We start from the raw sequence: 23377 nt of genomic DNA on the forward strand, positions 1-23377 counted from the left end.
TATCGCGATTCGGTGCGAGTACTGCGCCGACGCGTACTGGTGGCTTGTCTGGCTCGAGGATCTCGACGCCCGCGCCGACTTCGTGCGTCGGGTGTCATCGCGGCGCGGGATGCGGCGCCGAACGCAAAGCATCGAGGATCTGTTTGCCGAGCATGGTCACGTCACCGGCACCCATCGTGATGACGATGTCGCCGGGGTGAGCCAACGCCGCCACCTGCTTCGGCGCCTGTGACAGATCCGGTTGATAGTGAACAGGTTTCGTGACCGACTGAGCGACCAGCGCACCACTGACGCCCGGCATCGGCTCTTCGCGAGCGCCGTAGACATCGAGAACGACAACCTCGTCGGCCAAGTCCAGCGCCTGCGCGAACTCCTCGGCAAACGCGGCGGTGCGTGAATAGAGATGAGGTTGGAAGACCACGATCACGCGTCCGGCTGCCGAATTGGTCGACGACGAATCGTCCTCCGGTCGAACCAGATCCGCCGCCGCGCCGAGAACCGCACGAACTTCGGTCGGATGGTGGGCGTAGTCGTCGAACACCCGGACACCACGCTCGCGGCCGGTGAACTGGAACCGGCGGTGTACGCCACCGAATCCGGCGAGCCCCTCGACGATCTCCTCCGTCTCGGCGCCGGCGTCACGGGCAGCCAGTAGAGCCGCAAGTGCGTTGAGCGCCATGTGACGACCCGGCACTGCCATCCGCACGGTTCGCGCGGCGCTCTCGCCCGCCAGGTGGAACTGCAGGACTCCCCCGACATCGTGCGCATGGAAGCCCAGTAGTCGGACTCCGACCTCGACACCGTCGACAGGCTCGAAGGCGGTGCCCGCCTCCACTTCCTGCGCGTCTGCCGATCCGTAACCGAGTACCCGGATGTCCGAACGGCCCGAGGCCACGATTCGCTTCGCGAGATCCGCCGATCCCGGGTCGTCGAGGCAAGCAATCAAGAGCCCACCCGGACGCAACTTGTCGACAAAATCGTCGAACACCTTCACATACGCTTCGACACTCCCGAAATAGTCGAGGTGATCGGCCTCGATGTTGGTCACGACGATCACGTTGGGGTCGTACTGCAACAGCGACCCGTCACTCTCGTCCGCCTCCGCGACAAAGACGTCACCGCTGCCGTGATGGGCATTCGTTCCCGCTTCGTTGAGTTCGCCGCCAACGGCAAACGAAGGGTCGAAACCACAGTGCTGCAGGGCGACCACGAGCATCGACGTTGTCGACGTCTTGCCGTGTGTACCCGAAACCAGGAACGTGCGATTGCCCTGCATCAGTGATGCAAGGACAGCCGGACGAAGAATCACCGGGATTCCGCGGCGAGCGGCCTCGACGAGTTCCGGGTTGTCCTTCGGGATAGCCGCGTGCGTCGTGACGACGACGGTCGGACCACCCGGCAGCAGGTCGAGAGCATCGGCGTCGTGGCCGATGCGGACCTGCGCCCCGCGTGCACGGAGCGCCAGGACTCCTCGGCTCTCCTTGGCGTCCGAACCCGAGACGAGGCCCCCGCGGGAAAGCAGAATTCGAGCGATGCCGGACATACCGGCACCGCCGATTCCGACCATGTGTACTCGCTCGAGGTGGGCGGGCAGCGCGGTCATCGGTTTCCCCTTGCGTTTTCCTGGACGGCGTTTTCCTTTGCCGCGATGTCGAGCACGATCCGTGCGATCTCGGTTGCCGCGGTGCGGTGCCCGACGTTGGCAGCGCCACTGCTCATCTTGTCGAGGCGCGCGCTGTCGCTCAGCATCGGGACGACGGTACCGGCGACGAACGTCGGCGTGAGCTCGTTGTCGGAGACGATGATCGCACCGCCCGCTGCGACAACGGGTTTCGCGTTGAGTTCCTGCTCACCATTGCCGTGCGGCAACGGAACGTAGACGGCCGGAAGCCCGACCGCCGAGACCTCGGCGACCGTCATCGCGCCCGAACGACAGATAGTCGCGTCGGCTGCGGCATACGCGAGATCCATCCGCGAAAGATAAGGAACAGCCACATACGGTGCCGTCTCCGAGTACTGCGTGACTTCGAGGGAGTTCTTGGGTCCGTGTGCGTGAAGGACCGAGATCCCGGCCTTCGCCAGTTCTTCCGCTGCTCCGGACACCGCGTCGTTGAGCGACTTCGCGCCTTGCGATCCGCCGAAGACGAGCAGAACGGGACCGTCCTGAGGTAGTCCGAAGTACTCGCGAGCTTGCGAGCGGAGTCCAGCTCGATCGAAATTGGCGATCGACGCGCGAACCGGGATGCCGACGATCTCGGCGTCCTGATCGCCGCGGTTCTTCACTCCGGAACCCGGAACAGCAGCAAGCACCCGCGTCGCCAGGCGAGCACCGATCTTGTTCGCGATGCCGGCACTGGCGTTCGCCTCGTGGATGACGATCGGAATCTTGCGGCGGCGCCGAAGAACACCGCCACGTGCGGCAAGATACGCCGGAAGCGCGACGTAACCACCGAAACCGACGATCACGTCGGCGTCGACGGAATCGAGTACCTCACGGGTCTTGCGCACCGAGGCGAGGATGCGTGTCGGCAGTTTGACGAGATCCATCGTGGGCTTACGAGGAAGCGGAACCGGGGGAATGAGCTCGAGCGTGTACCCGCGAGCCGGCACCAAGGTGGTTTCGAGACCACGCGCCGTCCCGAGCGCAGTGATTCTGGTGTCGGGCGCAGCGGCCTTGACCGCGTCCGCGACAGCAAGTGCGGGTTCGATGTGACCAGCCGTGCCTCCCCCTGCCACCACTACCGACAGAGCCGATTTGTTGCCGCTCACCTACGAATTCCTCGCTCTCGAACTTCTCGTGGATCTTGTGCCCTACGTGTCGGCGCCTGCCGACGCTGACCATTCTGCCCTCCCGCGGTGCGCTTCCGTGACCCAGCGGCCGCACCTCGGTTGGAATCCGAGGAAGGGCGAGCACCTTGATCTGCCCGCTTGCGTCGATCGCCCGTCTCGATCGCGCGCCGGCCGTCGCGTCCGCGTGCCGGTTCGATCTGCCGTGCGGGCTTCGGTCGACGGATCGGCCGGCCCCCTGACGGCGGGTGGTACAGCACGGGCTTCGGCAGTCTGAGCAACTTCGAGATCTTGCCGTCCTGCCCGGAGTTCAGAGCGGCAACTGCTTCGGGCTCGTGGCGCGCTGCATTGGCGATGACACCGAACATGAACAATGTGATCGCCAAGGACGAACCGCCGGCGGAGACCAGGGGCAACTGGAGTCCGGTCACCGGCAGCAGTCCGATGACGTAACCGATGTTGATCATTGCCTGGCCGACGATCCAGGTAGTTGCAGTGGCCGACAGGAGCCGCCAGAACGGATCGATGCTGCGGGCTGCGATCCGCAATCCCGTGTAGACGAATACAGCGAACAAACCGATCACCACTGCGCAGCCGACAAATCCCAACTCTTCGCCGATGATCGCGAAGATGAAGTCGTTGTGCGCGTTGGGTAGGTAGTTCCACTTGGCGACGCTCTGACCGAGTCCGCGTCCGAAAACGCCCCCGTCGGCGAGCGAATACAAAGCCTGCTTGGCCTGATAGTTGTTGCCCTGCAGGTCGTCGCTCTTGTTGAAGAAGGCTTGAACTCGATCGGAACGATAACCGGCCGTCATCGCCAGCACGCCCGCCACGACGACGCCCGTCACCGCGATCGAGCCGAAGAGCTTCAGTGGCAGCCCACCGAACCACAGCAGGGCCCCGACGATGATTCCCAATGCGATGGTCGTACTGAGGTTCGGCTGCGCGACGACCAAGGCGAAGACCAGCATTGCTGCGGGCACGAGCGGAATCAGGATCGACTTCACGGATCGGTCGTCCGGCCGCCGCGAAGCCAACAGATGGGCGCCCCAGATCGCCAACGCGACCTTCATGATTTCCGAGGGCTGCACCGAGAACCCGCCGACGTTGAACCAGCGACGCGCGCCCTGCGCTTCTGTGCCGATTCCCGGAATCAGGACGAGTACCAGCATGATCAGCACGACGACGAACAGCGGAAACGAATACTGCCGGAGCACTCTCGCCGGGATCCGCAGCGCGACGTAGAAGAGCACAGCTCCGAGAATCGCGAAGATCAACTGCTGGGTGAACAACGAATACGCCGAGCCACCGGACACGTACTGCTCGACGCTCGACGCCGACAGAACCATCACGAGCCCCAAGACAGTCAACATCGTGGCAATCGTCACCACCAGGTGGAACGACGCCAACGGCCGCGCCAACCAGGCACCGATTCGGGTCTTGGGACCCTTGGTCATAGCAAGTTCCCGGCTTGGCCAGGCGAATCCGTGAACGGATCGGGTAATGCGGCTACGGCGGCGGCGAAGCTGTCACCACGATGTCCGTAGCTGGCGAACATGTCCAAGGACGCGGCGGCCGGGGCGAGTACAACTGCATCACCGGGGGACGCCAACTCGGCAGCTTCGATTACCACTGCGGCCATGACGGCATCCGCGTCGGCACCCGACGGCAGCCGGATGGTGAGAGTCGAGTTGCTGCTGTTTTCGCTCACCACTGCATCGTCCCCCGACATCACGTGCACCACGGGAACATCGGGTGCGTGTCGCGCGAGCGCGTCCTCGATCACACCAGCGTCACGCCCGAGAAGGACAGCGCCGGAGAGTCGAGGGCCGACTTCGCTCACCAATTGGTCGACGCTGGCTCCCTTGAGCAGACCGCCTGCAACCCAGACGACGCGATCGTGCGCGAGTATCGACGGTCTGGCTGCGTGCGGATTGGTGGCCTTGGAGTCGTCGATGTACACAACGGACCCGACACGGCCGACCAGCGCCCCTCGGTGTGGGCCGACCTTGTGTGCGGCCAGACCGCGTTCGACGACGTCTGCCTCGAATCCGAGTGCCCGCGCCAAGGCGGCGGCGGCCAGCGCGTCCATGACGCCTGCCGGGCCGGCGGGATCTATCGACGCTGCTTCGGCCAAGCGGACGTGATCGCCGAATGCGTTGTCCACGAGGTGTCCCGCTTCGACACCCAGTTCCCCTTCGCCCGGTTCACCCAATCTGAACCCGGTGACAATGTCTGCAGTTGCGCGAGTTCCCAGCTCGGAAGCGATCGCGTCATCGAGGCCGACCACCGCGACCTTTCCGCTCAGCGCCCGCGACTTGGCCTCGGCGTACGCGCTCATTCCGCCGTGCCAGTCGAGGTGATCCTCGGCGACGTTGAGGACCACGCCGGCATCCGGACGCACCGAAGGCGCCCAGTGCAATTGGAAGGACGACAGTTCGACAGCGAGGTACTCCACGCGCGGCGACGTCTCGGCGAGTGCGTCGAGTATCGGCAGCCCGATGTTTCCGCAGGCTCGGCCGACAACTCCAGCGGCGTCGAGAATCGAGGCCAGCATCGACGTCGTCGTGGTCTTTCCGTTCGTCCCCGTCACGACGAGCCATTTACGGGGTGTGCCGAAGTGCCCGCTGTGGTCGACGCGCCAGGAGAACTCGACGTCTCCCCAGATGGGAATCCCGTGACCGGCGGCGGCTGCAAGGATCGGTGCATCCGGCCGAAAGCCCGGACTGGTGACGACGAGCCCGTACTCGGTGATCGAATCCGGAGCATCCTCGATCGAGGTGGTGGTCACCATGTCCGCGCCGAGCTCCGCGCAGCGCTCCGCGAAGTCCAAGGTCGAATCGGCAACCGTCACGACAGCACCGAGGGCGACGAGAGGTTCGATGGTCGCTTGACCGGACACCCGCCCACCGGCGACCAGCACTCGCGTACCGCGGAGCCAGGACAGGTCGTTCTCGGAATCCGCTGAGCTGGTCATGGTTTTCAGCCTCCGAGCGCTGCGAGGTATTCGCTGTAGAAGAGTGCCAATCCGATAGCCGACGCAATAGCCGCCAGCAACCAGAATCTGATGATGACCGTGGTTTCAGCCCACCCGGCGAGTTCGAAGTGGTGATGGAACGGCGCCATTCGGAAGACCCGCCGTCGGCTGGACCGGAACACCGCTACCTGGATCACCACCGACGCGGCCTCCGCGACGAACAGTGCACCGATGACCACCATCAACAGTTCCGTGCTGGTGGTGATCGACAATCCGGCGAGCATGCCGCCGAGGGCAAGTGAACCAGTGTCGCCCATGAAGATCTTGGCGGGTGCGGCATTCCACCAGAGGAAACCGATGCACGCGCCGGCGCCGGCCGCGCAGAGCACCGCGAGATCGAGCGGGTCTCGGACGTCGTAGCAACCCTTACCGGGATTCGTCTCGCACGAGTAGCGGAACTGCCAGAACGTGATGATGACGTAGGCGCCGAGAACGAAACTCATCGCACCGGCGGCCAATCCGTCGAGGCCGTCGGTCAGGTTGACGGCATTGGACCAGGCGCTGACCAGTAGGTAGCAGAAGGCGATGAAGACCACGGACCCGAGTGAGACGGTGGCGATGTCGCGGACGTACGACAGATGAACACTGCCCGGAGTCAGCCCGTCGTCACCGCGGAACTGAAGGGCCAAAATTCCGAAGGCAATGGCAGCGACGAACTGGCCGACCAGCTTCGCTGTCTTGTTCAGTCCCAGATTGCGCTGCTTGCGGATCTTGATGAAGTCGTCGAGGAAACCGACTCCACCGAGCGCGGTGGTCAGACCGAGAACGAGTAGGCCGGACGCCGACGGTCCCTCCGCGTTGTCCATGCCGAGACCGATGAGGTGTGAGCCGAGATAGCCGGCCCAGATTCCGGTCAGGATCGCGACGCCGCCCATCGTGGGAGTGCCGCGCTTGGCCTGGTGACTGGCTGGACCTTCGGTTCGGATCTCCTGCCCGAAACCTTGTTTCGAGAACGCCTTGATCAGGATCGGCGTGAGCATGATGGAGACCGCCAGCGCGATGCCTGCGGCGAGAAGAATCTGGATCACTGCGAATCCCCGCCGTTCTCGCCATCGGTGTTCGCGTCACCGGTGTTGTCACTGGGCGTTGCGGCCAGTATCGCTTCGGCGACCGTCCACAGTTCCACCGACTTGGACGCCTTCACCAGGACGAGATCGCCCGGTTCGAGTTCCGCTTCGAGAATGGCGATTGCCGCAGCTGCGTCGGGCACGACGACGGACTCGTCACCCCACGACCCCTCCATCACTGCTCCTTGATGCATCGCACGCGAGGTGCGGCCCGTCCCGACGACGATCAACTTGCTGACATCGAGTCTGACGGCCAGGCGACCGATCGCGTCGTGCTCGACAACTGATTCCGGTCCGAGCTCACCCATCTCTCCGAGCACAGCCCAGCTACGGCGACCGAAGTGCCGATCCGATCGCGCCATGGACACCAACGCTTTGAGCGCAGCGCGCATGGAATCGGGATTGGCGTTGTAACTGTCGTTGACGACGGTGACGCCGTCGGCGCGCTCGGTGACTTCCATCCGCCTCGCGGACGCTGCCTTCGTGCCCTCGAGGACACGTGCGATGTCTGTAACCGCGAGGCCGTTCTCGAGTGCGACGGCCGCCGCGGCCAGGGCGTTGCTCACGTGGTGTTCGCCGTGAACGGCCAGGCGAATACGTGCAGAACCCTGTGAACAGTTCAGTGTGAAGGAAGCCCTGGCCTGGTCGTCGACAACCACGTCGGTCGCCCGAACGTCGCAGTCTTCCGACTGGCCGACGAATACGATCCGGGCCTTGGTTCGACTCGCCATTGCGGCGACCATGCGGTCGTCGGCGTTGAGGACCGCAACTCCACCGTCGGCTGCCGACGGGAGTGCTTCCACCAGTTCACCTTTGGCGACCGCGATCGCTTCACGCGAACCGAATTCACCGAGATGGGCAGTGCCCACATTGAGAACTACGCCGATCTTCGGCGGCGCGATCTTCGTCAGTTCGCCGACATGACCGACCCCACGGGCCGACATCTCGAGAACGAGGAAGCGGGTCTTCTCGTCGGCGCGGAGCACTGTCCACGGCAGACCCAATTCGTTGTTGAACGACCCGGGGGGCGCAACCACCTCGCCGCACTCGCGCAGCAGCGCTGCTATCAGATCCTTGGTCGAGGTCTTGCCGGCAGAACCAGTGACACCGACCAGCGTCAGTCCACCATCGGCCGGTGTGCCATCAGTTGCCAGTTCGTCGACGACTGCTCGGGCCAGAAGGCCGAGGGCATGCAGGACCGCGGCTCCGGACCCGTCGGTGTCGTGTTCGAGCAGCATCACTGCACTGGGACCGTCGTTCGGCACCGATGGAACGACGATTGCCGGAACTCCGACCGGCCGCGCCGCGAGCACCGCCACAGCGCCCGCTGCCACCGCCGCTTCCGCGTGATCATGACCGTCGACACGCGCTCCGGGTAGGGCGAGGAAGAGCCCACCTGGAGCTACTTTGCGCGAATCGAATTCGACGGTTCCAGTCACCTGCGTCGACGAATCGTCGACGTCGTGCAGGGTTCCTCCGACGATCTCGGCGATCCGAGAGAGCGTCATCGGGATCATTGCTTGCCTCCATGTGCTGTGTTGATCGCGAATCGGCCGATCATTTCGCCCAACACCTCGCGGTCGTCGAACGGGTGTTTGACCCCGTCGATTTCTTGACCTACTTCGTGGCCTTTGCCTGCCACCAGGACGACATCTCCTGGCTGTGCCCACCGGACTGCTTGCTCGATCGCGGCGGCCCGGTCCCCCACTTCGCGAACCTCGCCGCGTTCGGATTCGGGCACGTCCATGGCGCCTTGCATCACCGAAGCGCGAATCTTCGCCGGATCCTCGGTGCGTGGGTTGTCGTCGGTGACGATCAGCAGGTCTGCGCCACGCGCACCCGCTTCACCCATCAGTGCCCGTTTGCCGGCGTCGCGATCCCCGCCTGCGCCGACCACCACGGCAACGCGACCGGGAACCTGGTTGCGCAGCGTGGCGATCACAGCTTCGAGCGCTGCCGGTTTGTGCGCGTAGTCGACCACGGCGAGAAAGCTCTGCCCCCGGTCGATCCGCTGAACTCGCCCCGGGACGTCCACGGTCCCGAGCGCTCGAACAGCCGCGTCCGGGTCGAGGCCCGCAGCAAAACTGACGGTCAACGCCAGCGCAGCGTTGGCCACGTTGTATCGCCCGGGGAGACGAAGTGAGACTGGCCACGACTGTCCGTCCGGCCCGACCAACTCGAAGGTCTGCGAGCCGTCCTCGGCAACCTCGACTGCGCCGACCGTCCACTCGGCCTCGGCCGTCGAGGTCGAGACCGTGGTCACCGCGTCGCTCTCGTCGGTCGCGGCCAACTCGGCCATCCGTCGACCCCACACGTCGTCGACGCAGACGACGGCATGCTCGGCTCGCACCGTCGACTCAGGATCGAACAACCGAGCCTTGGCCTGGAAGTACTCCTCGAAGTCCCGATGGAAATCCAGGTGGTCCTGCGAAAGATTGGTGAACGCGCCGATGTCGAAGCGGATGCCGTCGACGCGTCCGAGAGCGAGAGCGTGACTGGAGACCTCCATGACGACGGTATCGATCCCCTGCTCTGCCATCACGGCGAACAGAGCATGCAGTTGCGGAGCTTCCGGCGTGGTCAGAGCGCTGGGCACCCGGCGGCCGTCGATTCGAGTCTCGATGGTCCCGACCAGGCCGGGCTTGCGGCCGGCTCCGGCAATCGCAGCTTCGAGCAAGTACGACGTCGTGGTCTTGCCCGATGTACCGGTAATGCCGACGACCTGCATCTTCTCCGAGGGCCGGCCGTAGATTTCCGCGGAGATCTCACCGAGCACATCCCGCGGGTTCGGATGAACGAGAACTGGGACGGACCGGTCAGGCGCCTTGTCCGCGGCCTCGATCAGTTCGAGGCCGGCCTCGTCGGTCAAGATCGCGGTCGCACCGCGCCCCAGAGCGTCGACGGCGAACTGAGCGCCATGGGTCCGTGCACCGGGCAGAGCGGCGAAGAGGTCATCGGTCACGATTCCCTGCGCACGCAGGTCGACGCCCTTGACGACGACCTCCGAGGACTGTGATCCTGGTAGCCCCACCCATTCGAGGCGAGCCCCGGACAGTTCGGAGAGCGCCGTGATCGCGGTAGCAACCGGTTGTGTCGGACGCGTCCCGGGAGCGCCGTCCGAGTTCGACGATTGCAAACGATTCGGCACTGTCACTCGACTCCTGGCAATTGTCGTTGTTCTATCGCGGTCGTTGTCTATGGCGGTCGTTGTCTATGGCGGTCGCAACGCAAGCAAAGTTCGGCGCACTGCGATGAATGAGGTTACTGCGACGTTTGAGATTACCGTGTCCGGGATTCACCCGAAGACCGTGTCGAAACCGACACACCGCAATCAGTCCGCCTGCAACACCAACTTGCGACCGGGGTCCGGCGACATCGGGACACTGTCACGCTGGAGCATCCACGACGCGATGTTGTGGAACAACGGTGCCGCCGACTGACCGCCGCCGCCGTCCACGCCGCGAACCGGTGCGTCGAGCATGATTCCGATCACGAATCGAGGATTGTCCGCAGGCGCGATTCCCGCGAAGGTGATCCAGTAGTTGGAGTTGGAGTAGCACTTGCACGCGGGATCCACCTGCTGCGCGGTCCCGGTCTTTCCACTGACCTGGTATCCCTCCACACCCGCGGCAACACCGGTTCCTCGTTGGTTGCCGGTGTCTTCCTGAGTGACCGACCGGAACATGTCTCGAACGGTCGCCGCTGTCTGGGCGCTGACCACCTCGACGCCCTCGGGCTGCGGCGTCTCGGTCCGCGTGCCGGAAGAATCGACAGTCGACTTCACGATCCGCGGAGGAATTCGCACGCCGTCGTTGGCAATGGCCTGGTACATCCCGGTCATCTGCAGGGTTGTCATCGAGAGACCCTGCCCGATCGGCAGGTTCGCGAAGGTTCCGCCCGACCACTGGTCGCGACTCGGAACGCTGCCCGCGCTCTCGCCGGGAAGTCCGACGTCGGTGCGTTGTCCGAGGCCGAACCTGTTCAGCATGTCTGCGTAGCGATCCTCGCCCACTCGCTGAGCGAGCATCAAGGTGCCGACGTTCGAGGACTTTCCGAACACACCGGTAGAGGTGTACGGGGCCACACCGTGATCCCACGCGTCCTTGACTGTGGCACCGGACATCGTGATGCTGCCCGGGACCTGCAGAACTTCGTCCGGAGTTGTCTTACCGTCCTCGATGGCCGCTGCTGCGGTGACGATCTTGTTCACCGATCCGGGCTCGAACGGCGTACTGACCGACGGATTGCCCATTTCGGCTGTCGGCGCGTTCTTGTCGATGCCGATTGCGGGGTTGAAGGTGCTGTCGTTGGACATGGCCAACACCTGTCCCGTCTTGGAGTCCATGACCACAACCGAAGCGTTCTTTGCGCCCGACTTGTCCTTGGCGATCTGGACCTGCTGCTGAACGTAGAACTGGAGGTCCGAATCGATGGTCAGCTCGACACCCGAACCGTTGACTGCCGGTTGCTTGTCGCGCCAGCTACCGGGGATCACAGCGCCGTCGGAACCGCGGTCATACGTTTCGGATCCATCGGTTCCGGCGAGCGTGGAGTCCATCGAATCTTCGAGACCGAGCAAACCGTGCCCGTCCCAGCCGGTCGCGCCGACGAGATTCGCGGCCAGAGAGCCACCGGGGTACTCGCGGATGTCCTGACGCTCGAGGCCGACCTCCCGGAACTTGTCCGAGATCTCGGCAGCAACCGCCGGATCCACGCTGCGCGCGAGGTACGTGAAAGTCTCGTTGCTGTTCATCTTCTGAAGCAGATCTTTTTCCGGAACGGTATCGCCGAGCTTGGCGTGGATTCCGGCGGCGATCTCGGCGAGGCGATCGCTCACTTCCGGCGCCTGCTTGTCACCCTCGGCGCCCTGCTCGATGCTCTTGGCGCGCGCTTCCTCGAGTTCCTTGCGTACCCGCACCGGCTGGAAAGTCAGCGCCTTGGCTTCCATGGTGAAGGCGAGGGGGTTTCCGTTGCGATCGGTTATCGAGCCACGTACAGCCGGATCGACCTGGGTCGTGGTTCGTTGATTGGCAGATTCCGCAGCCAGACTCGGCGCGTCGATTCCCTGAATCCACAAGAGCTGCAATGCCGCAACGGCGAGCGCACCACACATGGTGATACGACCGACTCGCTGACGAAACGGAAATGAGGCGGTGGCCGAGCGGCGCGGACGCCGACCGGGGTTGTTACGGGAGTTCTGACTCACCGACGTTCCTCAGGCGGAGCAGGCACCGCCGTCGTGGTGGCGGGTGCTGTCGTCGTGGGGATCACAGGAACCAATTGTTCACTCTGCGCGAGGTTTCGCGTGTTATTCGGAACGCTCGGCGTGGCTCCGGGAGCAACCGGCGTTGTGGTGCGCGGGGGTGTCGCAGTCGGTGCGGGCACCGATGTGGGCGCATCGAGCGGAGGCATAGCTCCGGCAGTCGCGGGAGTCGGCGTTCCGACGACCTCGACCGAACCGTCCGGATGAACTACCAGTCGTGCAGGGTCCTTGGCGGGGACCATGCCGAGAGCGCTTGCCTGATTTGCCAACTCCGGAGCCGAGTTACGCGACTGGAAGTCACGTTCGAGCGCTGCTTTCTGCTCGACCAAAGACTGGTTGTATGCACGTGCATCACTGAGTTGGTACGAATCCTCGGCAGCGCGAGTGGTCAGCAGCAGAGTCACCGCGAGACCGATGGACAGAAGTCCGATGACGGAGGCGACGAACGGCACTCTCCCCTTGAGCATCGCCCGAGGAGAGATAGACGGGCCGGCAGCAGCGACAGTTCCGGTCCGGCCTGCCGCCCGTGCGGTGCGCTTGTCGTATGCACGTTGCGCTGCACCGGATTTGCCCTGACGACTCATGCCCGCCTCCTGGAAATGCGTTCTGCGGCACGCAAACGCACCGGAGCTGATCGTGGGTTCTCTTCGATTTCCTGCTCTGACGCACGTTCTGCGCCACGGGTGAGAATGCGGAACTCCGGTCCCATACCCGGCAACTCGACCGGTAGTCCTTCAGGACTGGTGGACTTCGAGCGGGGAACCAACTCCGCCTTCACAACTCGATCCTCGAGCGACTGGTAGGACATGAACACCACTCGCCCACCGACTGCCAGTGCGTCGAGCCCGGCAGGAACGGCTGCACGAAGCGAATCCAACTCGGCATTGACTTCGATCCGCAGCGCTTGGAAGGTGCGCTTGGCCGGGTGTCCCCCCGTACGCCGCGTGGCTGCCGGGATTGTTCGGTACAGCAATTCGACCAGAGCTGCACTGGTGGTGAAGGGTTCACGCTCACGCTGCCGAAGGATCTCGGACGCAATCTTTCCCGCGAACCGTTCTTCGCCGTACGTGCTCAGAATGCGAGCAAGGTCGCCGTGACTGTAGGTGTTCAGGACCTCTGCCGCGGTCAGCCCGACCGTCTGATCCATCCGCATGTCGAGAGGAGCGTCGATCGAGTACGCAAAACCTCGGTCGGCTTCGTCCAACTGCATCGACGACACACCCAGATCGAAAAGGATCGCGTGAACCGACTCCGTCGACGGCAGACCTGCCTGTTCGAGCGCGTCCTCGATCCCGTCGTACGTGGTGTGCACGAACGTCGTTCGGTCCGCGAATGGCGCCAGACGCTCGGAAGCGATCCGGAGTGCGTTGGTGTCGCGATCGAGACCGATGAGGTGAAGGCCCGGGTACTTGCCCAGGAAGAATTCGGAGTGGCCACCGAGCCCCAACGTCGCATCGATCATGTATGCGCCCGCTCCACCGTCACCGACGGCGGTGATGGCAGGGCCGAGAAGATCGTCGGCGCGGTGCAGAAGTACAGGGACGTGCGCGAAGCCATCGGCATCCGAGGGTTCGTTCACCTCGTGATCCACCATGATTGCTCCGGCTCCTACTTTCATGATTTCCGATGACTTTTCGAAAAGGTGCTGACTTTCCGAGAAGGCGATGACTGTTCGAGAAGGCGAATGCTTCGAGGTCCCTGCCCGAAGGAGAACCTGGCGCTGGGGAAGTGCGTCAGGGTCTTTCCGGGCAGAGGCCTCGCGGCATTCGCCGGGGGCTCTTCGCCTAGACGATCTCGCTGAGAGATTCGCCTGTTGCCTGCGAATAGTCCTCTTCGTTGTCTCCGAGATACCTCTCCCAGGCTGCTAGATCCCAGATCTCGAGGTAATCGACGGAGCCGGTCACTACGCATTCCTTGGACAGGTTTGCGTAACGCCGATGATCAGCCGAGAGGGTGATTCGCCCCTGGGCATCGGCGTGCTGTTCATCTGTGCCGGCGGCCAGAGCACGGACATACGCCCGAGCTGCCGGATCATTGCGTGGAGCTGCCGCTGCCTTTCGAGCAAGCTTGACGAACTCGTCCCGGGGGTAGATGGCGAGGCTGTGATCCTGACTCTTGGTGATCATCAATCCTCCTGCCAGTTCGTCTCGGAACTTTGCCGGCAACGTGAGCCGACCTTTGTCGTCGAGCTTCGGCGTGAAGGTACCGAGGAACACTCGACACCTCCTGCGAGCTTGCGCTGAAACCCTCCCTATCGAGCGGATCGTGCTTCAGCTCTCCGCCCGAACCCACAGTACCCCACTTTCCCCCACAAACAAGGAGCACATGGTCCCTATTCAGCATCATTTGCTGATAAATAGCAGGTCAGCGCAGGTGGGGAGACGTGGGGGAAATTTGTAACCGTGTCCCGGCCCACACCGCCGTCAGATCGACCCTTTACGCCACGATCTGTTGCTCCCCCACACAAAATCGCAGTACAAGCGCGGTTTTCGAATAGACGTGAGCGGGACGAGGTCTGGTCGTGCGTTGCAGTTCGACCAGGGTGGAGGAAAGTGGAGGGCCGAGTGGAGCGAAGTGGAGGAAGCCCGCGGGCATGCCCTGAGGCAGCAGGGAGTGGCGAGTGATTCGCTCGCACGTCACTGATTCACTCGATGGATTGCCGGCGCACACGTACAACACCCACAGCAACGGCGTGTGGCGGTCGGCAACCTTGGTTGCCGACCGCCACACGTGTGGTCGTCCGTGCCCTGAAGAGGGCGTCACGTCCGAACTGCATCACTCTCGAAGTACGCCCGAAGAAGGGCGGGAGAGCTAGTCCTGCTCGAACCTGCGTTTGAATCGATCTTCCATCCGCGACGAGAATCCACCGCCGGACTTCCGGCCGCGTCCCCGCCCGGATCCGCCGGCACTACCCCTACCCGGCGGACCGGAGGGATGATTGCCACCTTCGGAAGCGGAGTCGGCGGCCGGCGCAGACTTACGTCCACCACCCCAGAGGAACAACACCCCTGCGCCGAACATGAACAAGAAACCGAACAGGCTGATGATCGGAAAACCGCCCGGCTTGAGCGGGAGTGCAACCCCCGCGATCAGCAGGACCAGACCCAGCACGAATAGAGCCGCTGCTTGGAACCGCCGTCTACTCGACGGCGCCCGCATACGGCCGCCCCTCACATTGGAGGCGAACTTGGGGTCTTCGGCATAGAGAGCGCTCTCGATCTGATCGAGCATGCGCTGCTCGTGCTCGGAGAGTGGCACGGTACCTCCCCCGGCACTGGAAGTTTGGCAACCACCCCACGGTGTGAGGCGGCGGGTAATCAAGTTGGACGATTACCTGTTTTCATAATACGAGCAGTTTAGGTCTCGGACCACCAACTCCGGGTACGAGTTCCGCCACAAGCGTACGTATTCGTGCCGAAGGGCCCCGATTCGGCTCCATTTGCCTGTGCGGACCAGGAAATTCCCCGGAAACAACTGCCGACACGGACCATTTGTTCACGACGCTCGCAAATGCTCGGACGCGTCCTGACCGATGAAATCTTCGACCGCCGTGAGAAAACGGCCGACCTCGGCGAAGAATGCGTCGGAATCGGAGTCCGTGATCACGATCGACACGCCGGTTTCCACGGCCGCACGCGTAGAGGACCACCCTGCGAAGAACTTCGACCACGCTCCGAACGCGGGCGCTGCGGCGTCCATCAGAACCCACGCGTTTCCGCTTCGCTTGCGCTTCGAGCCGGCACCGGCAGGAGCTGCGGCCAACACTGCCCCGGCACCACGTAGGGCCGCCAGGTAGGCACACCGGAACCGGTCGGCAGGATCGCCCGCCCCAATCGCTTCCTCGAGAAGCGCATCCGCCTTCCGGAGCAGCCCCCACGCCACACCGGACTTTCCCACTCGAGCAGTGCGGTCGCTGGCGTCCCTCGCGCCGAAGGACCGCCTCGCCGACATCGGCAATCGAGAAATTGCGGCATCCGACGGACTCGACAACTCGGCAGGAAGAGTTCGTTGGCACTTCACACGTTCAGGCTTCACACGCTCGGACATCGGGGCACCTCCTGCACCGTGAGGATCCAAGACCAGGTGGGCCGGAGATGCCCGCTTCCCTTCGGGCATCTCCGGATCACCCACATCGAACATCTGTTCGACCTATTCAATATAACTGCACCCACCGACACGCCGTCAAGAGAAGAGGTGAGACCGGTCGACCCGCAGATCGCCTGGACACCACATACGGTCGACCTCGATCGCGCAGAATTCGCGAGTCGACTCCACGAGGCACTGGCCGTGTACGTCACCGCGATGGACTATCCGCGAGGAACCGAGTTCCATCGCGCACCGATGTGGCAGGAGCACGCGAACCGGCCTGGATGGAAGGCAGTCGGCGCTTTGGCGGTTCCTCAGCAACCGTCACACGAAAATCTGCCGCTGGTGGGGATCGCTTACGGGTATCGCGGGAGCCCGGACCAGTGGTGGCATCAACAGGTACTGCACGGGCTTCGGCGCTCGGGTCGTCCCCAGAGCGAGATCGACGCGATTCTGAGCGACTACTTCGAACTCACCGAACTCCACGTGCATCCGAACGGACAAGGTCACCGGTTGGGCGAATCGCTCTTGCGTCACCTCCTCGTCGATCGACCCGAACGCAGTGTTCTGTTGTCGACACCCGAGGTGTACGACGAGGACAACCGAGCCTGGCGGCTGTACCGTCGCCTCGGCTTTCGTGACGTGCTCCGCAGATTTCGTTTTGCCGGCGACAACCGGCCGTTCGCAGTCCTCGGCCGTGGACTCCCACTGTGAGCGCGCTTCTCGACGCCGTCGTCGTCGGCTCCGGACACAACGCGCTCGTATCGGCCGCCTACCTCGCACGCGAGGGTTGGTCGGTCGAGGTTCTGGAGAAGGACACGGTTCTCGGCGGCGCAGTCTCGACCGTCGAGCGATTTCCCGGATACAAGGTGGACCGGGGGTCGTCGGCACACCTCATGATCCGACACAGCGGCATCATCGAGGAGCTCGGACTCGGCGCGCACGGACTGCGCTACATCGACTGTGACCCGTGGGCGTTCGCGCCGCCCGCCCCGGGCACCGACGGGCCGGGCATCGTGTTTCACCGCGACCTCGACGCAACCTGCTGGTCCATCGAACGAGCATGCGGGACAAAGGACGCCGACTCCTACCGGCGATTCGTCGCGGTCTGGTCGGAGCGCAGTCGACATGTCATGAAAGCGTTTTCCGCACCGCCCACCGGATCGAACCTGATCGGTGCGTTCGGAGGTCTCGCCACCGCACGCGGCAACAGCGAACTGTCTCGGCAGTTCCTCGCGCCTGGCGACGCACTGCTCGACGAGTATTTCGACAGTGAGGCACTCAAAGCAGCGCTTGCGTGGTTCGGCGCCCAGTCCGGGCCTGCGATGTCGGAACCGGGAACCGCTCCGATGGTCGGCTTCGCGGCCCTCATGCACATCTTGCCGCCAGGGCGAGCAGTCGGTGGAAGCGGCGCACTGAGTGCTGCGTTGGCCTCCCGGATGGCTGTCGACGGCGCCACGGTCGCGCTCGGTGACGGCGTGACGTCGATCCGCCGAAACTCGAGTCACTGGACCGCCACAACCGAGAGCGGTCGAGAAGTTCACGCTCGCAAGGTAATCGCCGGGTGCCACATCCTGACCACGCTCGACCTCCTGGGCCGAGGGGGCTTCGACCGAACCACGCTCGATCACTGGCGGCGGAAAATCAGGGTCGGCCCCGGCATCGGCGCGGTACTTCGGCTGGCGACATCCGCGCTTCCGTCGTACCGCGGCGACGCCACGACACGGGAAAGTACCTCGGGATTGCAATTACTCGTCTCCGATCGCGCACACTTGCGCACTGCACACGGCGCAGCACTGGCGGGGGAACTTCCTCCTCGCCCTGCGGTTCTCGGAATGAGTTTCAGCGGAATCGATCCCACGATCGCCCCGGCCGGTCGGCATCAGGTGACACTGTGGTCGCAGTGGCAGCCGTATCGCCTCAGCGGACATCGCGATTGGGCATCGGTCGCCGAGGCGGAGGCCGACCGGATCGTCGGCGAGATGGAGGCTTTCGCACCCGGGTTCGCCGATTCCGTCCTCGACCGATTCATTCAGACTCCCCGGGACATCGAGTCGGAATTGGGGATGATCGGCGGAAATGTCATGCACGTCGAGATGTCACTCGATCAGATGATGTTGTGGCGACCGCTTCCGGAACTGTCCGGCCATCGCGTTCCGGGAGCAGACGGGTTGTATCTGACCGGAGCATCGACTCATCCCGGTGGCGGTGTGTCCGGAGCCAGCGGTCGCAGTGCGGCTCGAATCGCACTGTCGGACAGCCGCCAGGGCGCGACTCGTCGTTGGATGCGTCGTTCGAGCAGGTCGTGAAGGTCACCCGCCGAACTTCACCCGCCGACACGCCCCCGCCTCGATGACTGGCTACGCCACGGCTGGCACGATGACCACTGTGCAACAGTCCACCGATCCCGCCGCCAAGCCGACCAGTCGGAAACGTTTCCTGACGGTTGCCGCGCTCGCCCTCATGCTTGTTCCCTTGCTTGCCGGGTGCATCCGCGTGCAGGTGTCGATGGGAGTGTCCGCGAACGATCGTGTGACCGGACAGGTGGTAGCTGCCGCTATTCCCGCGAACGAGGCGGACAAGGGTCCGCAGCTGACCCCACCTTCGTCGCTGGAGGACAAGATACGGGTTCAGGAGTACAAGAAGGACGGGTACGTCGGCAGCCAGGCGTTCTTCAGCGACTTGTCCTTCGGTGACGTCGCCCAACTGGGCTCCATGTACGCCGAGGGGTCCGGGTCGTTCCAGATCACCCTCAAGCGATCCGGGGACACCGTCACGCTCGACGGCAAGGCAGACCTGAAGACGGTTCCAACTCAGGGCGCCGACGTCCAGGTCAGCATCGCCTTCCCGGCACGGGTCGGCACGACCAACGGAACACGAGACGGCGATTCACGGGTGTCGTGGACCTTGCCCGCCGGCGAGGTGTCGACAATGCGCGCCGAGGTCAACTACGCAGACCCAAGCACCCGAAGCTTCGCCGGGTGGGCAGGAATCATGGCCGGGCTGGCGCTCGGTGTCGCGATTGTCGTCGGTGCGATGGCCTGGATGGCGCGCAATCGAGCACCGATCAAGCGCGCGCCCGCCGCGAAAGCACCGGTCATGAAGACGCCTGTCACGAAATCACCTGTCAGCAAGCAAGCTGACAACAGGAATCCGAAAAACACCGCGAAGTAGCGCCTGGCGATTGCCCCCTCGATTGGTGTCGAGCGGGGCAACCGGGATCAGACGGCTTGTGCTGTCCCGACAGAGGTGTCGGGGGTGAGACCGAGTCGCTCGAGGACCTCACTGGTGGCGCGCGCGAAGTTCAACGTGATGAAGTGCAGGCACGGAGCGCCTTCGGCGATCAACCGCTCACCCATCTCGGTGGCCAGATCGATGCCGAGTTCGCGGACCGCTGCACGGTTCTCGTCCGGACCGCTTCCGGCCGCGGCGTCGAATCGACGCTCGAGAGCGGGGGGCAATGACGAGCCCGAGAGCTCGAGCATGCGCCGCACCGAGCGTAGCGACGTCACCGGCATGATCTCCGGGATGATCGGCTTGGCGCCCTGTTCTGCGTCGTACGCACTCACCCGGTCACGAAGACGCAGATAGTCCTCCACGTCGAAGAACATCTGTGTGATCGAGTACTCGGCGCCGGCACGCAACTTCGACACCAGGTACTTCGTGTCGTATGCCAAGTCCGGAGCGCGGTAGTGCCCCTCGGGGAACGATGCGACGCCGACGTGGAAGTCGCCCAGGTCACGGACCATCCGCACGAGTTCCTCGGCGTACTCGACGCCTTCGGGATGCTTCTTCCACTCGCCGAGCGGATCGCCGGGCGGATCGCCGCGCAATACGAGGATGTTGCTGATCCCACGATCGGCGTAGGCACCGACCATGGCGCGAAGCTCTTCGGTGCTGTGTGAGACAGCAGTCAGGTGAGCAACCGGCAGCAGGGTCGTCTCTTCGGCAAGTTCGCCGGTGACACGCACCGTACGATCGCGCGTCGAGCCACCTGCGCCGTAGGTCATCGAGACGAACGCCGGTCCGAGCCGCTCGAAGATACGCACCGCACGCCACAGGCGCGCTTCGGCGTCCGCGTCACGCGGCGGCGAAAACTCGACCGAGAACGGAATACGGCTACCTGTCGAGGAAGCGATCCGATCGACGATCGACGGTGTTCGGGTGGCCCACCCCTCGCTGGAGCGGCCCCTGACTGGATCGAATGTCACCGGTCAAGCATATGTTTTCCAGCTGCAAACAAGCTCATCGCCCAGTACTGCGTATCCCGAATGTCAGGATCGCGCAGTTCACGGCCCGACCCGCCGTTGATTCCAACCCCTACTAAGCTGGGCCCCAAGCTCGCTTCCGTGTAACCATCCGGCGCGAGAACATACCGATCTTGGAGGCCACCCTGTCCGCAGGAACCGCGCGCGTTGGACAGAGTTCGACCAACACCGCACCGCATCCGACCTCACTCGAACTGCCAGGTCTGTTCGAAGCAGCGCTCCGCGACTTCTTCGCTTCACGCCGCGAACTCGTCTCGAACATCGGCGGTGGATACGAGGAGGCCGTCAGCACCCTCGAGGCCTTCGTCCTGCGCGGAGGAAAGCGCGTCCGACCGGCGTTCGCCTGGACGGGATGGCTCGGCGCCGGAGGCGACCCGAACGGTAAGGACGCAGACGCGGTGATTCGTGCGTGCGCCGCCCTCGAACTGGTGCAGGCCTGCGCGCTCGTCCACGACGACATCATCGACGCATCCACGACCAGGCGCGGCTTCCCGACCGTTCACGTCGAATTCGAGGACCAGCACCGAGACGAGGAGTGGAGCGGCGATTCCGCGCACTTCGGCGAGGCCGTCGCCATTCTTCTCGGCGACCTGGCCTTGGCCTGGGCGGACGACATGATCCGAGAATCCGGGATCAGCCCCGAGGCGGCCGCACGTGTCAGTCCGGTCTGGTCGGCAATGCGCACCGAGGTGCTCGGTGGCCAATTCCTCGACATCAGCAATGAAGCCCGAGGCGACGAGACCGTCGAGGCAGCCATGCGGGTCAACCGCTACAAGACCGCCGCGTACACGATCGAACGCCCACTGCACCTCGGCGCCGCACTGTTCGGTGCGGACGCCGAGTTGGTCGATGCCTACCGGACCTTCGGCACGGACATCGGTATCGCCTTCCAACTTCGCGACGACCTGCTCGGTGTCTTCGGAGATCCGTCCGTCACGGGCAAACCGTCGGGCGACGATCTCATCGCCGGTAAGCGAACTGTCCTGTTCGCGATGGCGCTTGCCCGCGCCGACGCCGCAGATCCGGCGGCAGCAGAACTGCTCCGCAACGGAATCGGCACCCAGCTGACCGACACCGAGGTCGACACTCTGCGCCAGGTGATCACCGATCTGGGCGCCGTCACCGACGTCGAAACGCAGATCGACACCCTCGTCGAGGCAGCTGCGAACGCCCTCGACTCGAGCACGGCAACGGCAGAGTCCAAGGCTCGCCTGACCGACATGGCGATCGCGGCCACGAAGCGAAGCTACTGACCGTGGCACACGTGCACCGCACTCGAACCGTCAGCTCGCCGACCGATCGAGTCGTGATCGTCGGCGCGGGACTTGCCGGACTGTCTGCGGGGTTGTATCTGCGTGGCGCCGGCCGCGACGTTACGATTCTCGAGAGCAACAGCTCGGTCGGTGGGCGAGTCGGTGTCTACCAGGGCAATGACTACAGCATCGACAACGGCGCAACGGTGCTCACGATGCCCGAACTCGTCGAAGACGCCCTTGCGGCCGTCGGCGCCGACCCAGCCTCGACAAACCCCAAATTCGTTGTGCACAAGCTCGATCCGACGTACCACGCGCGATTCGCAGACGGCACCGCTCTCGATGTCCACGCCGACCCAGAAGACATGGCTGCCGAAGTCTCCCGTGTCTGCGGGCCGGAAGAAGCGCAGCGATACCGTGCGTTGCGGCAATGGCTGAACCGGATCTTCGACGCGGAATTCGACCGCTTCATGGACGCCGACTTCGATTCTCCCCTCGGACTGGTCAATTCGCGTGACGCAGTCAAAGATCTGAGCCGGCTCGTCGCACTGGGAGGATTCGGGAAACTGGGCGGGCAGGTGGATCGCAAGATCCGCGACCCTCGCCTCCGGCGGATCTTCACCTTCCAAGCGCTGTATGCGGGCGTTGCTCCGTCTCGGGCCCTCGCGGTGTACGGGGCGATCGCTCACATGGACACCTCACTCGGCGTCTACTTCCCCGAGGGCGGGATGCGCACGATCGCCGAGTCGATGGCCGACGCCTTCACCGAGGCCGGCGGAATTCTGCATCTCGGCCGCACTGTCGAACGCCTCGAGGTGAGCGATCGGCGCGTGCACACCGTTCACACACGCGACGGCGAGCGCTTCGACTGTGACGCCGCCGTCCTCACTCCCGACATGGCCGTCACGGACTCGCTCTTGCGCCCGCATACGCGATTGCGTCCGCGCCCGGTGCGTACATCGCCGTCCGCTGTCGTGATTCACGGCACTGTTTCCTCCGCGGTCGCCGACGAATGGCCCGCGCAGCGACACCACATGATCGACTTCGGCGAGGCGTGGAAGCGTACCTTCGCCGAGATCACGGCACGCCGCGGCCGCGGGCGACTGATGAGTGATCCGTCACTGCTCGTCACCCGACCGGCACAGACCGATCCGAGCCTGGCCTTCTCGCGAGACGGCCGAATCCGTGAACCGCTGTCAGTCCTCGCGCCGTGTCCGAATCTGGACAGTGCAAGTCTCGACTGGTCGACTCTCGGCCCGCCCTACGTGCGCGAAATCATCCTCACGCTGCAAGAACGTGGCTATACGGGACTGGTGGAGGGGTTCGATATCGATCACATCGACACCCCGCAGACCTGGCTCGAAAAGGGCATGGCCGCGGGTAGCCCGTTCGCGGCGTCACACACCTTCACCCAGACGGGGCCGTTCCGACGCAAGAACCTCGCCCGCGGCTTCGACAACGTCGTTCTCGCCGGATCGGGAACCGTTCCGGGGGTGGGAGTACCGACCGTTCTGCTGTCCGGACGGCTCGCCGCCGAACGTATTACCGGTACACGCGAGCGAGCCAGCGCGGTGGGCACTCGTGCGAGCAACTAAACTAGCCCCTCGTAACCGACC

At 64.1% G+C, this 23377-nt stretch carries 20 protein-coding genes; 5 read left to right on the top strand and 15 right to left on the bottom strand.

Annotation, left to right across the window (positions count from 1 at the left end; translation table 11 throughout):
- Positions 1-94 precede the first annotated feature (94 nt).
- The 14 genes from murC to BH682_RS16785 all read right to left on the bottom strand — a co-directional run bounded on the left by murC (position 95) and on the right by BH682_RS16785 (position 16201).
- On the bottom strand, positions 95-1603 hold the full coding sequence (gene murC / locus BH682_RS16720; protein ID WP_030537033.1) for a UDP-N-acetylmuramate--L-alanine ligase: 1509 nt from the start codon (positions 1601-1603) through the stop codon (positions 95-97).
- On the bottom strand, positions 1600-2769 hold the full coding sequence (gene murG / locus BH682_RS16725; protein WP_003941767.1) for an undecaprenyldiphospho-muramoylpentapeptide beta-N-acetylglucosaminyltransferase: 1170 nt from the start codon (positions 2767-2769) through the stop codon (positions 1600-1602). The genes murC and murG overlap by 4 nt, the downstream gene beginning before the upstream one ends.
- Entirely contained in the window at positions 2766-4244 is a 1479-nt protein-coding gene (gene ftsW / locus BH682_RS16730; protein ID WP_003941724.1) for a putative lipid II flippase FtsW, read from the bottom strand. The genes murG and ftsW overlap by 4 nt, the downstream gene beginning before the upstream one ends.
- Positions 4241-5764 carry a UDP-N-acetylmuramoyl-L-alanine--D-glutamate ligase gene (gene murD, locus BH682_RS16735; protein WP_075833428.1) on the bottom strand — a complete coding sequence of 508 codons (1524 nt, stop codon included), beginning with the start codon at positions 5762-5764 and terminating at the stop codon, positions 4241-4243. Before murD ends, ftsW begins: the two co-directional genes overlap by 4 nt.
- A gap of 5 nt (positions 5765-5769) precedes the next feature.
- Entirely contained in the window at positions 5770-6852 is a 1083-nt protein-coding gene (gene mraY / locus BH682_RS16740; protein ID WP_003941699.1) for a phospho-N-acetylmuramoyl-pentapeptide-transferase, read from the bottom strand.
- Positions 6849-8408: a UDP-N-acetylmuramoyl-tripeptide--D-alanyl-D-alanine ligase gene (locus BH682_RS16745; RefSeq protein ID WP_075833430.1), complete on the bottom strand. Its 1560-nt coding sequence runs from the start codon at positions 8406-8408 to the stop codon at positions 6849-6851. The genes mraY and BH682_RS16745 overlap by 4 nt, the downstream gene beginning before the upstream one ends.
- The gene (locus tag BH682_RS16750; RefSeq protein WP_003941795.1) at positions 8405-10039 is read right to left on the bottom strand and encodes a UDP-N-acetylmuramoyl-L-alanyl-D-glutamate--2,6-diaminopimelate ligase; all 1635 of its coding nucleotides are present in this window, start codon (positions 10037-10039) and stop codon (positions 8405-8407) included. The genes BH682_RS16745 and BH682_RS16750 overlap by 4 nt, the downstream gene beginning before the upstream one ends.
- 183 nt (positions 10040-10222) lie before the next feature.
- The gene (locus tag BH682_RS16755) at positions 10223-12097 is read right to left on the bottom strand and encodes a peptidoglycan D,D-transpeptidase FtsI family protein (RefSeq protein ID WP_003941764.1); all 1875 of its coding nucleotides are present in this window, start codon (positions 12095-12097) and stop codon (positions 10223-10225) included.
- On the bottom strand, positions 12094-12738 hold the full coding sequence (locus tag BH682_RS16760; protein ID WP_003941715.1) for a hypothetical protein: 645 nt from the start codon (positions 12736-12738) through the stop codon (positions 12094-12096). The genes BH682_RS16755 and BH682_RS16760 overlap by 4 nt, the downstream gene beginning before the upstream one ends.
- Positions 12735-13748, bottom strand: a complete 1014-nt coding sequence (gene rsmH / locus BH682_RS16765) for a 16S rRNA (cytosine(1402)-N(4))-methyltransferase RsmH (protein WP_007730079.1) — start codon at positions 13746-13748, stop codon at positions 12735-12737. Before rsmH ends, BH682_RS16760 begins: the two co-directional genes overlap by 4 nt.
- 190 nt (positions 13749-13938) lie before the next feature.
- Positions 13939-14370, bottom strand: a complete 432-nt coding sequence (gene mraZ, locus BH682_RS16770) for a division/cell wall cluster transcriptional repressor MraZ (protein WP_003941779.1) — start codon at positions 14368-14370, stop codon at positions 13939-13941.
- 220 nt (positions 14371-14590) lie between these two features.
- Positions 14591-14917 (bottom strand): hypothetical protein, encoded by a 327-nt coding sequence (locus BH682_RS36385; RefSeq protein WP_190287606.1) that lies wholly within the window; start codon positions 14915-14917, stop codon positions 14591-14593.
- A 48-nt stretch (positions 14918-14965) separates the two neighbouring features.
- Positions 14966-15412: a DUF3040 domain-containing protein gene (locus BH682_RS16780; RefSeq protein ID WP_003941660.1), complete on the bottom strand. Its 447-nt coding sequence runs from the start codon at positions 15410-15412 to the stop codon at positions 14966-14968.
- A gap of 237 nt (positions 15413-15649) precedes the next feature.
- Positions 15650-16201 carry an SAV_6107 family HEPN domain-containing protein gene (locus BH682_RS16785; protein ID WP_223304500.1) on the bottom strand — a complete coding sequence of 184 codons (552 nt, stop codon included), beginning with the start codon at positions 16199-16201 and terminating at the stop codon, positions 15650-15652.
- A 147-nt stretch (positions 16202-16348) separates the two neighbouring features.
- On the opposite strand from BH682_RS16785, the gene BH682_RS16790 reads away from it, so the two are divergent.
- The 3 genes from BH682_RS16790 (at position 16349) to BH682_RS16800 (ending at position 19414) form a co-directional block, all read left to right on the top strand.
- On the top strand, positions 16349-16954 hold the full coding sequence (locus BH682_RS16790) for a GNAT family N-acetyltransferase (protein WP_003941672.1): 606 nt from the start codon (positions 16349-16351) through the stop codon (positions 16952-16954).
- A complete protein-coding gene (locus BH682_RS16795; protein WP_075833432.1) occupies positions 16951-18549 on the top strand; it encodes a phytoene desaturase family protein in 1599 nt (532 codons plus the stop codon). Before BH682_RS16790 ends, BH682_RS16795 begins: the two co-directional genes overlap by 4 nt.
- A gap of 70 nt (positions 18550-18619) precedes the next feature.
- Entirely contained in the window at positions 18620-19414 is a 795-nt protein-coding gene (locus tag BH682_RS16800) for an LppM family (lipo)protein (RefSeq protein WP_075833434.1), read from the top strand.
- A gap of 47 nt (positions 19415-19461) precedes the next feature.
- Here BH682_RS16800 and BH682_RS16805 read toward each other — a convergent pair whose 3' ends face one another.
- On the bottom strand, positions 19462-20451 hold the full coding sequence (locus BH682_RS16805) for a methylenetetrahydrofolate reductase (RefSeq protein ID WP_075833435.1): 990 nt from the start codon (positions 20449-20451) through the stop codon (positions 19462-19464).
- Positions 20452-20621: 170 nt separating this feature from the next.
- On the opposite strand from BH682_RS16805, the gene BH682_RS16810 reads away from it, so the two are divergent.
- Both BH682_RS16810 and crtI read left to right on the top strand, forming a co-directional pair.
- Positions 20622-21761, top strand: coding sequence for a polyprenyl synthetase family protein (locus BH682_RS16810; RefSeq protein ID WP_083954680.1), 1140 nt, complete (start codon positions 20622-20624; stop codon positions 21759-21761).
- A gap of 2 nt (positions 21762-21763) precedes the next feature.
- Positions 21764-23356 carry a phytoene desaturase family protein gene (gene crtI, locus BH682_RS16815; protein ID WP_075833438.1) on the top strand — a complete coding sequence of 531 codons (1593 nt, stop codon included), beginning with the start codon at positions 21764-21766 and terminating at the stop codon, positions 23354-23356.
- Positions 23357-23377 lie beyond the last annotated feature (21 nt).

Source organism: Rhodococcus sp. YL-1 (assembly GCF_001942025.1).
Taxonomy (GTDB): Bacteria; Actinomycetota; Actinomycetes; order Mycobacteriales; family Mycobacteriaceae; genus Rhodococcus_F; species Rhodococcus_F qingshengii.